This is a genomic window from Kiritimatiellia bacterium, assembly GCA_025054615.1.
Taxonomy (GTDB): domain Bacteria; phylum Verrucomicrobiota; class Kiritimatiellia; order CAIVKH01; family CAIVKH01; genus JANWZO01.
The window spans coordinates 26,240-36,658 of the sequence record JANWZO010000023.1; the positions used below are offsets into that span (position 1 = coordinate 26,240).

At 60.2% G+C, this 10,419-nt stretch carries 8 protein-coding genes and 1 pseudogene; 6 read left to right on the top strand and 3 right to left on the bottom strand.

The window, feature by feature from the left end; all coding sequences use genetic code 11:
• Positions 1-51: 51 nt before the first annotated feature.
• On the bottom strand, positions 52-990 hold the full coding sequence (locus NZ740_09575; GenBank protein ID MCS6772258.1) for an L-threonylcarbamoyladenylate synthase: 939 nt from the start codon (positions 988-990) through the stop codon (positions 52-54).
• A gap of 161 nt (positions 991-1,151) precedes the next feature.
• On the opposite strand from NZ740_09575, the gene NZ740_09580 reads away from it, so the two are divergent.
• Positions 1,152-1,904: a 4'-phosphopantetheinyl transferase superfamily protein gene (locus tag NZ740_09580; protein MCS6772259.1), complete on the top strand. Its 753-nt coding sequence runs from the start codon at positions 1,152-1,154 to the stop codon at positions 1,902-1,904.
• Between the two features lie 338 nt (positions 1,905-2,242).
• A pseudogene (locus tag NZ740_09585) lies at positions 2,243-2,917 on the top strand (M28 family peptidase).
• Positions 2,918-2,960: 43 nt separating this feature from the next.
• On the opposite strand, the gene NZ740_09590 reads toward NZ740_09585, so the two are convergent.
• Both NZ740_09590 and NZ740_09595 read right to left on the bottom strand, forming a co-directional pair.
• Positions 2,961-4,460 (bottom strand): rhamnulokinase, encoded by a 1,500-nt coding sequence (locus NZ740_09590; protein ID MCS6772260.1) that lies wholly within the window; start codon positions 4,458-4,460, stop codon positions 2,961-2,963.
• 83 nt (positions 4,461-4,543) lie between these two features.
• Entirely contained in the window at positions 4,544-5,347 is an 804-nt protein-coding gene (locus NZ740_09595) for a DeoR/GlpR family DNA-binding transcription regulator (GenBank protein MCS6772261.1), read from the bottom strand.
• 106 nt (positions 5,348-5,453) lie between these two features.
• On the opposite strand from NZ740_09595, the gene NZ740_09600 reads away from it, so the two are divergent.
• The 4 genes from NZ740_09600 to NZ740_09615 all read left to right on the top strand — a co-directional run bounded on the left by NZ740_09600 (position 5,454) and on the right by NZ740_09615 (position 10,268).
• Complete coding sequence (locus NZ740_09600) at positions 5,454-6,782, top strand: hypothetical protein (protein MCS6772262.1); 1,329 nt, start codon at positions 5,454-5,456, stop codon at positions 6,780-6,782.
• 53 nt (positions 6,783-6,835) lie between these two features.
• Positions 6,836-8,395 carry an alcohol dehydrogenase catalytic domain-containing protein gene (locus NZ740_09605; GenBank protein MCS6772263.1) on the top strand — a complete coding sequence of 520 codons (1,560 nt, stop codon included), beginning with the start codon at positions 6,836-6,838 and terminating at the stop codon, positions 8,393-8,395.
• Positions 8,396-8,409: 14 nt separating this feature from the next.
• On the top strand, positions 8,410-9,219 hold the full coding sequence (locus NZ740_09610; GenBank protein MCS6772264.1) for an SDR family oxidoreductase: 810 nt from the start codon (positions 8,410-8,412) through the stop codon (positions 9,217-9,219).
• A 107-nt stretch (positions 9,220-9,326) separates the two neighbouring features.
• Complete coding sequence (locus NZ740_09615) at positions 9,327-10,268, top strand: UbiA family prenyltransferase (protein ID MCS6772265.1); 942 nt, start codon at positions 9,327-9,329, stop codon at positions 10,266-10,268.
• Positions 10,269-10,419: the final 151 nt, after the last annotated feature.

The window sequence follows — 10,419 nt, forward strand, 5'->3', positions numbered from 1 at the left end:
GTTGATTTAGTATAACAATTAGCCAGATGGGAAATAGTGCGACCCGGCTGATCAGTGTGCTCGGCAAGATTCGTATAGCATTCCATTGCGCGCGGCACGTCGGATTCGGTCCATGAGTGCGCGACCGATCCCCCTTGATGAAACGGCCTGGCAATAGATCACCTTTGCGCCAGCTCTTTCGCTCGCTCGAAAAAATTCGAATACATGGCGAGCGTAGTCGTCGATATCCCGGCAGCCCTTCACCAGTCGTCCCCCTTTCGGAGGGGATCCGATCCCAATCCATGCCTCGCTATCGGACAATTGTTTCGGGATGCGTGTGCGAATTCTAACGGGAATCGATGGCGCATAATGGCGATGTTTCAGGCCCGGGCTTCGGCCGCGTGCCTTGTCTCGCGCATTCGCAAGCCGAATATGGGGAACAACCGACCGAAGCGACTCAACGGGAATCGCTCCCGACCGCAGCACTACGGGTCTCCGGCCCGTGCAGTCGACGACGGTGGATTCGAGTCCAACTTGTGAAGGAGCCCCTTTCAAAATGCAGTCGACTCGTCCGTCCAGATCCTCGCGAACGGCCTGCCATGTTGTGGGGCTGGGCCGGCCCGAACGGTTTGCCGAAGGCGCCGCGACGGGCGTTCGAGCGGCGCGCAAAAAGGCCAGCGCTTGCGGATGCGAGGGGAATCGGACACCGACGGTTTCAAGACCCGCCGTCACAGCGTAAGGAACGGCCGGATGGCGCGGCAGAATTACCGTCAGCGGACCCGGCCAAAATGCATCCATCAATCGGTTTGCGTGTTCTGGAATCGATGCGGCGACGCGATCGAGCTGCGAGCGGCTCGAAATGTGGACAATCAGAGGATTGTCGGCCGGCCTTCCTTTGGCGGTAAAAATTTTCCCCACCGCGGATGGATTGAAAACATCCGCACCCAGCCCGTAAACGGTTTCCGTAGGAAACGCAACGAGCCCTCCGTCCCGCAAGATTCGGGCGGCCACATTCGGGCTCATGGTGTAACGTGTTTTCAATCGGCGATGATCTCTGGATCAACTAGTGAGCATGATATCATTTGAACCAGTCCCATGCGATCCGTTCCGGTGGGAGCGGAACCTTTTTCAGATATCCAGAAATTTTTATGATGCAGGGAGTTTCTCATGTCATGAATCCGTTGCTGTTGCCTGTGGGTTCTGACGAAGTCGTTTGTTACTACGCGCCTTTTGAAGACCTTTCAGGGGTTAAGGCCATTTTGGGCGCAACGCTGACACCGGGTGAACAGCTTCGTAAAATGCGGTATCGAGAGGGATCCGCCTCAGCCCGATTCGAGTTTTGCCGAGGGGCGCTCCGCGTCATTCTCGCACGGCATTTGGGGCTTTTGCCGAATGAGTTTGAAATCATCGCAAACGAACATGGAAAACCTATGTTGAAGCATGAGAGGGGCCGTGAGCTGCATTTCTCACTCTCCCACTCACGCTCCCACTTCGCGATCGCCCTCGCCCATAGGCCAATCGGCGTCGATGTTGAGGATACAGGACGCGAAGTTGACTGGATGTCCGTCGCCCGCCGTTTTTTCTCCGAGGATGAACACCGCGCTCTGGCAGGGCTGTCGGATGACATCGCCCGCCGTTTGTTTTTCCGCTGGTGGACCGCAAAAGAGGCTGTCGTCAAGGCCGAAGGCTTCAGTCTTGCCGGACGCATCGCGTCCCTCGATCTGAGCAGGTGGATTGAGGACTCGCCCTTTGACGTGCAAGGCAATTCCTCTGTCTTGCGTGTCTGGTCTCATGACAACGGCGGGGCGATTTTCGCGTTGTCCGCGCCGAAAAATCTGGTGCCGAGGTTTAACTACGCCGGTTTGTTGATTTGCGAGCTGGCCCGCCAGTTCAGCATCCGCGCGGAATGTCACAGGAACGTATGATGGCCCTCCGCTCATCCCCCTTACACCCCTGACACGAGTGATTGATGCACGATCTACTATGGGCATTGATCCGCGCCGGGCTTGTTATTGCCGCAGGCTTGTTCCTTCTGTGGCTGTTCCTGGCCCAGCCGACATGGCAGCGCGCCCCGCGAAGCTCGCAACAGGTTGATCCCGGGCGCCTGCGCGCGCACGTTGAATTTTTGTCAAGCGCCTGTCATCCCCGTTCCTGGCGACACGTACAAAACCTTGCCGCCGCGGCGGATTACATAGAATCCACCTTTGAGTCCATCGGTCTGCCGGTCATCCGGCAAGCTGTCGTCGTCGGGGGCGTTTCATACAAGAATATCATCGCGAAGCACCGGCCGGATTCCGGTCCCCGGCTTGTCGTGGGCGCCCACTACGACTCGTGGGAGGACACGCCGGGTGCGGATGACAACGCGAGCGGAGTTGCGGTGCTTCTCGAGGTCGCGCGCCTGACCGCCCAAAACCGCGCAACGACCCACGTGGAATTCGTAGCCTACACCCTGGAAGAGCCGCCGTTTTTCCGGACCGACCAGATGGGCAGCGTGGTGCATGCTGCAGCGCTCGAGACCGACCGAATCCCGACACGCGGCGCGATCGTGTTGGAAATGGTCGGTTACTTTCTCGACGAGCCCGGATCGCAACTATTTCCATTGCCGCTCCTGCGGCTGTTCTACCCATCACGGGGAAACTTTATTGCGGTCGTGGGCCATTGGACCCATGGCACATGGGTAAAAGCCGTCAAATCGAGAATGCGTGGCGCGACCGACCTGCCTGTCTATTCCATTCGAGCGCCTTCATGGATTCCCGGAATTGACATGTCTGACCACCGCAGCTACTGGCCCCACGGCATACCGGCCGTCATGATCACGGACACAGCGTTTTACCGCAATTTTGCCTACCACACCCGCCAGGACACGGCTGAGCGCCTTGATTATTCGAAAATGGCCGATGTGGCTCGCGCGGTGTTTTCGGTCATCCAGAACCTATGACGGCTCGTTGGAGCCGGTGTCAGCCGTGAATTGGCGGATTGGGTCAGCGGCGCCGTCCACGCTCGACGACCTGCAGAAATCTCTCGTAAGCATCATCCCATGGATCGGGATCAGACGGCTCCCACGATCGGGACTCCACCGAGGCGCGAACGAGGTCCCGCGCGACTGATCGGTCGCGGATCCCCTCTTCGGCCATCCACTGGACGAGTGCGTTGCCCATCGCGGTGGCCTCGATGGGTCCGGCGATCACTGGCCGCCGGAGCGCGTCCGCGGCAAATTGGTTGAGCACTGTTTGGTGAACGCCTCCGCCCACCACATGAAGAGCAGGATAGTGTCGGCCGGTCAATTTTTCGAGCTGAGAGAAAACCTCCCGGTAGCGAAGCGCCAGGCTTTCAAAAATGATGCGCGAGAACGCGCCCGGCGATTCCGGCACAGATTGCCCCGTGCGGCGGCAGTAGTCCGCGATCCGCTTCGGCATGTCGCCAGGCGATGCAAAATCCGGGTGGTCCGGATCGATGAATGCGGTGAACGGCTTTTCCGCAAGCGCCATGGCGCGCAGTTCGTCGAAGGAGTATTCCTGGCCGTTCTGCTGCCAGATGCGACGGCACTCCTGAATGAGCCACATGCCGCAGATGTTCTTCAGCAGACGGATCGTGCCCCCAATCCCGCCCTCATTCGTGAAGCCGAACTCGTAGCTGTCATCCGTGATGACCGGCTGGTCGGCCTCGACGCCCATCAGCGACCATGTTCCGGAACTCAGATAAACGAAATCCCTGCCTTCGGCAGGAACGGCTGCCACGGCCGAGGCCGTGTCATGGCTGGCCGTGGCAATCACCTTGATGCCCTTGAGGCCGGTCTCTTCCACGACATCGGGGTGGAGCGGCCCCAGAGGAGTGCCGGGTTGGACCAGTGTTCGGAAGAGACGGCGGTTCAGGCCAATTGCATCCAACAGAGGACGCGACCAACGTCGAGCCCGAGCGTCCAAAAGCTGGCTCGTGCTGGCAATCGTGTATTCGTTCGCCGCTTCACCGGTGAGCCAGAAATTGATCAGGTCCGGCGTGAACAAAAGCCGATCGGCTGCTTCGAGCGCGGGCGATTTTGCCTTCACTTCTGAGGCCAACTGCAGCAACGTGTTGAAAAACATGAACTGGATGCCGGTGATTTCATAAATCCGCCTCAGCGGCATCTTCCGGCCGACCCAGGCCAACATCCCGTTCGTCCTCGAATCCCGGTACTGGTAGGGAATGCCCAGCAAGTCCCCTCGCCGGTCGATCAGCCCGTAATCGACGCCCCACGAATCGACACCCGCACTCACAATCCTCGAACCATACTGCCGCGCCGCCTTTGCCAGCCCGGCTTTGATTTCCGCAAAAAGCCCCACCGTATTCCAGTGGTAATGCCCGTTGATGCGATGACCGCCGTTGGCAAATCGATGAACTTCTTCGACAATCACCTTTCGGCCGCCGATCTCAACAGCCATCACGCGCCCGTTCGAGGCGCCAAGATCAATCGCCAGGAATATGTTGCGTTTTGCCGCTGCCATGACCTGTACTCCGGATTAACAAGCCGCCCGGGCCGAGATACGCGAATTATTAGCCCAGCACACCGCCTAAGCTCAATCGTCTTTTACGAACCCACCTCTGCCACCATCAGACGAATCCCTGCCCCCTGCAACGCCTGCAACCACCTCCCGTCCGTGCCGCTGTCCACGATCACCCGGTCGAAGTCGTTTGGACCTGCGATGAACGACAGCGCCCGTTTGCCGAGCTTGCTGCCATCGACCATCAGGACCCGTTCATCGGCGATTTCCATCATCGTGCGCCGGATCACTGCCTGCTCCTCGTTTGCGTCAAATGCCCCTCGTGCAGGATCAAATGCGCGGCACGACATGAACAACCAGCGCGCGTGAAACCTGCGAAGCGCTGCCAGCGATTCAGATCCCACGAAGGACATGGTCACAGCAGCCAACGTTCCGCCGGGTGAAATCACGCGAATCTGATCGCGTTCACTCAGAGCCAAGGCACTTGCCAGCGAATGGGTGATGACTGTGAGCGGAACATTCGGCAGGCGCCTCGCCAGAAACCAAGCCGTCGAACTGGCATCCAAAAGGATCGTGTCTCCCGGTTCCACGAGGCGGGCCGCCTCTCGCGCGATGGCCTCCTTCTGCGGCACGTTGGCAAGTTCGCGTAGGCCGTGCGGAACGTCCTTCACGTCGGCGAGTACCGCACCGCCATGGCTGCGCACAACGCGCCCCTCCTGTTCCAATTTGTCTAGGTCGCGCCGGATCGTCTCCTCGGTGACGCGGAAGGCCTCGGCCAATTCGGTCACCCGAACACTGCCGCGCTCCGACAATAGATTCAGAATTTCGCGTTGCCGTTCGATCGCCAACAGGGGCCGACGGGTTGTTTCCCTGACATCGGGCTGAATCATATTCTGTTCTTTTCCGATTCGATAAATTTTTATCTTGATATCAAAAATTTTTCCACATATACAAAAAAAATCAAACATCAAATTGTGATCCGCTATGCAGACTCAAATGAGCGACTGGGAATACGGACTCGATCTACTGGACCCTGCCGCGCGCAAACAGGCCCTGTTGCGACTGGAACAGTCCGCCGCATCCATCTGCGATTCGTCTCCCCCCGCATTCCAACCGGGCAATATGCACGCCCACACGTTCCACTCGTTCAATTCCTACGGCTATTCGCCGGCCAGAATCGCACTCCTTGCCAAGCGATTCGGCATGGAGGTGGCCGGGATTGTTGATTTCGACACGCTTGACGGAGCGGATGAATTCCATGAGGTCGGGCGGGCGCTCAACCTGCGGACGGTGGTCAGTCTGGAGACCCGGGTGTTCGTTCCGGAATTTTCAACGCGCGTCATCAACTCGCCGGGCGAGCCCGGGGTCGCGTACCAAATGGCGTGCGGGTTTGTCCGGCGGCCGGAGCCGATGCGGCTCGCCGCATTCCTCAGGGATTTGAAAGAACGATCCGCGCGACGCAACCGCGCCGCCCTCTCGCGCGTGAACGAATTCCTCAGCCCATTGCAAATCGATTATGAGCGCGACGTGCTTCCGTTGACCCCTTCCGGCAACGCAACCGAACGCCACATGGTCCTCGCATTCGCCCGGCGCGCCGCGGAAATTTTTTCCGGCTCCGACCTGGCGGCCTTTTGGACATCCAAACTGGGAACGCCCGTGTCTGAGACCGATCTGCCGGATTCCCCTGCCCTGCTCAACCTCATTCGTTCTCGCACGTTGAAGCAGGGCGGGCCCGGGTACGTCGTTCCCACGACAGACTCCTTCCCGCCACTGGCCGAATTCAATGCCTGGGCGGTGCGCAGCGGGGCCATTCCCACGGTCGCCTGGCTCGACGGCAGCTCGCCGGGGGAACAAGCCATGGACGAATACATGGCTCTCAATGAATCGACCGGAGCCAGCGCATTGAACATTATTCCCGACCGCAACTTCACCCCCGGCGTGCGCGACGACCGACTTCGACGGCTCTACGAGGTTATCGATCTCGCCGTGTCCCGGCACTGGATCGTGATCGCCGGCACCGAGCTGAATAGCTATGGCCAGCGATTCGTGGATCGATTTGATTCGGAGGAACTGCGCCCGCTCGTGGAGGTTTTCCAGAAGGGCGCACGGATTCTCTACGCCCATACGGCGCTCAAGCGGTGGGCGGGCCTCGGCTTCCTCGGGCCGTGGGCGGATCGGCACTTGCCCCGCCGCGAAGATCGCCTTTCGTGGTTTGCCGATATGGGACGCTTGCTTACTCCCGCAAATGAGCACAAACTTGGAAATGTAGGGCCTGCGGATAGCCCGGAAGAAATTCAGAGGCGGATACGAATTGTTTTTCCATAGAATGGAAGCCGTCGGGACCCGTTTTTACAGAGCATGGAAATTTGAGGTGACCCATGATCCTGCCTGATCGTCAACGCGCCGTTCAACTGGTCGGCCCCGACCAACTCGTCCTCAACCCGGACAAGCCGGTGCCCCGCCCAGGACCCCACCAGATTCTGGCAAAGGTCGAAGTCACCGGCCTGTGCTTTTCTGACCTCAAACTGCTCAAGCAGTTCAGCGCACATCCGCGCAAATCCGATGTCGTCACGACCCTGCAGCCGGAAACTCTCCGCGAGATCCCCAGTTATGTCCCGAACGAGGCGCCCACCGTCCCCGGCCATGAGACCGTGGTGCGGATCGTTGCGGTGGGGGACCAAGTGCGAACCGTCAAGCCTGGCGACCGCCGGCTGGTGCAGACGGACTACCGCTGGCTCCGCACGGCCGAATCCTGCGCGGCCTTTGGCTACAACTTCGAGGGCGCGCTGCAGGAATACGTGCTGATGGATGAGCGGGTCATCACGTCGCCGGAGGGCGAGTCCATGCTGCTCCCGGCGTCCGAGCACCTGTCAGCTTCGGCAATTGCGCTGGTGGAGCCGTGGGCCTGCGTTGAGGACTCATACGTCGTTCGCGAGCGGCAGGGCCGAAAGCCGGGCGGTCGGTCGGCGACAATTGATTCGGCGCGGACCACGCGTGTCGATGTGGAATCCTACGAGGACGGCTCGCTGGACGATGTTGTCTTTCTCGGAGCCAACGCCGACCTGCTCGAGGCGCTTTTCCCGAAGATCGCCAAAAACGGCCTTTTGAACATCGTCCAGCGCGGCGAAACCTTCGGCCGGCCCGTCGTCACGCCGGTGGGCCGAATCCACTACGGCGGCGTGCGGATCATCGGCACACGAGGCGCCAATCCTGAGGAAGGCTACGCCGCAATCCCAGCCACCGCGGAAATCCGGCCGGGAGACCGCATCTTGATCGTTGGCGCAGGCGGCCCCATGGGCACAATGCACGTGATTCGCAACATTTGCCAGGGCGTACCCGGAATCACTGTTGTGGGGACCGACATGAGCGATGAACGCCTGACACAGCTCCGCGCGCTGGCGGCGCCGCTCGCGGCGGAACGCGGCGTAGGGTTCGAAGCGAGGCATGCAAAGAATGATCCGCCGGATGGCCCCTTCGATTACATCGCCCTTATGGCGCCGGTTCCGGCCCTCGTGGCGCAGGCCGTCGATCAGGCGGCACGGCGCGCGATTATCAACATATTCGCCGGCATTCCGGCTTCGGTATCACATCCGATCAATTTGGATCGGTACGTCGAACAGCAGGCCTACTTCATCGGCACGAGCGGAAGCACTCTTGAAGACATGCGCATCGTGCTGAAAAAAGTAACTGACGGGTCGCTCGACACCAACCTTTCAGTCGCTGCAGTTAGCGGGCTCGAGGGCGCGATCGACGGAATTCGAGCCGTTGAAAAGCAGTCGATCGCCGGCAAAATCATCGTCTATCCCTCCTGCCGAGGGCTTCCGCTGACCCCCCTGTCCGAGTTGCACCGCCGATTTCCCGATGTCGCGGCCCATCTGCGGGACGGGGCGTGGACGCGTGAAGCGGAAGCGGCGCTGCTGGCCCATTTCCAAGGTTGACCGGAGGTGATCCCATGCCCGTGCTGGAAGGACGCAAAGCTGTTATCACGGGAGCCGCGCAAGGTCTCGGCGCGGCGCTCGCAGAACGTCTCGCGCAAGAAGGTTGCGATGTCGCGCTGTTCGACCTCAAAAAAGATGCCGTTCAGACAACGGCGGCTACCGTCGCTGCGGCGACGGGAAAGCGCACGATCGCTGTCGCTGGCGACATCACGCAGGAGGCAGACGTGGAACGCTTGTTCGCGGAGGCGATGCGCGAATTCAGCCGAGTTGACGTGGTTATCGCGAATGCCGCGATCCTGATTGCCGAACCCATCTGTGAGGCCGATGCGGAAAAATGGCGGGCGGTGATGAACGTCAATTTGTTCGGCCAGTTTCTGACGATGAAATACGCCTGCCGGATCATGCGCGACCAGCGTTCCGGCGTGATCATCCAGATCAATTCCAAATCGGGCAAAAAAGGCAGTGCCGCAAACTCTGCCTACGCGGCCAGCAAATTTGGGGGCATCGGGTTGGTGCAGAGCGTCGCGTTGGAAATGGCGCCCTTTGGAGTGCGCGTCAACGCGGTGTGCCCCGGCAATCTCCTCGAGTCCCCGTTATGGACAGATCCGGAGCGCGGGCTGTTCGTGCAGTATCTGCGCGCGGGTAAGGTCCCGGGCGCGCGCACCATCGAGGACGTTCGCGCTCACTACATCGCCCAGGTCCCGTTGCGCCGGGGATGCCGTTACGAGGATGTCGCGAATGTCGTCGTGTTCCTCGCATCGGACCAGTCCAGCTACATGACCGGCCAGGCGATCAACGTCGACGGCGGACAGGAGATGCGCTGAGCCCCGGACCTATTGGCGCGCAGCCGGCGGAACCAGCCTTTCCTTGCAGCGATCTGCAGCGCCACCCACCCCTGAAGACCATCCGCAGGCCTTGTGGTGTGGATGATATGAGATCGCTCAACGCTTATCTCGCGCTCCTGCGTCCGGGATCCTGGATCAAGAATGTCTTTATTGCGCCCGGTGTTCTCCTGGCTGTTTACTTCGGTGAAGTTTCCGACTCCCGACACCTCGCTCCGGCGGCGATTTTGGCCTTTGTCTGCGCCTGCCTGACCGCATCGAGCAATTACGTCATCAACCAGATCTTCGACGCCGAAGGTGATTCGCATCACCCGGACAAGCGATACCGCCCTCTGCCCTCGGGTAGGATTGCCCGCGGCCGAGCCTGGGTCCTGTGGGCAGCTTTAGGGATGGCGGGCCTTTCCCTTGCCGCGCAGCTCGGACGCAGCGTTTTCGCCTCTTGCGCGTTGCTCTGGCTCATGGGCCTTGCCTACAACGTTCCGCCGGTCCGCTTGAAAGATCTTCCGTACGTCGACGCGCTCGCTGAGTCCATCAACAATCCCATCCGGTTGGCGATCGGATGGTATGCGTTCGGGGCCTCCCGACCGCCGACGTTGTCTGCGCTCCTCTCGTCCTGGATGCTCGGCGCATTCCTGATGACCTCCAAGCGAATCGCCGAATTCCGCCGTCTAGGAAATCCAGCGGCGGAGGCCTATAGAAAGTCATTCCGGTGGTATAGCGAACCTCGGCTGTTAGTGAGCGCCGTTGTTTATGCCGCCCTGTTCGGGATGTTCGCCGGAGTATTTATTTCGCGGTATCGGATGGAGCTGGTTCTGGGCATGCCTTTTGTGGGCCTCGCGATGGCGGCTTACTTCCGCAGCGCCTTTCAACCCAACAGCCCTGCCATGAATCCCGAGAAAATCTGGTCTTCGCCGAGCATTCTAGTCACGTCGTCGATCGCCTTCGTCATCTGTGCGATTCTTCTCTTTCTCGACGTGCCCGAAATCGCGGAGACCTTTGCGCCACAGTTTCCGCTGCGGGCCATTCCATGACGCAACACATTATTCGCCGAACCGGGCCTCTTCTGTTCAGAGTGGTGGGGGGGGCGCGCGCCCCCGCGCGCCCCCCCACGCCCAGGCCGGCCAGAATGGACGTCAGCGGCTTGTCCGTCAAAATTTGCGCGATTTGCAGAAGGGTGAGCAC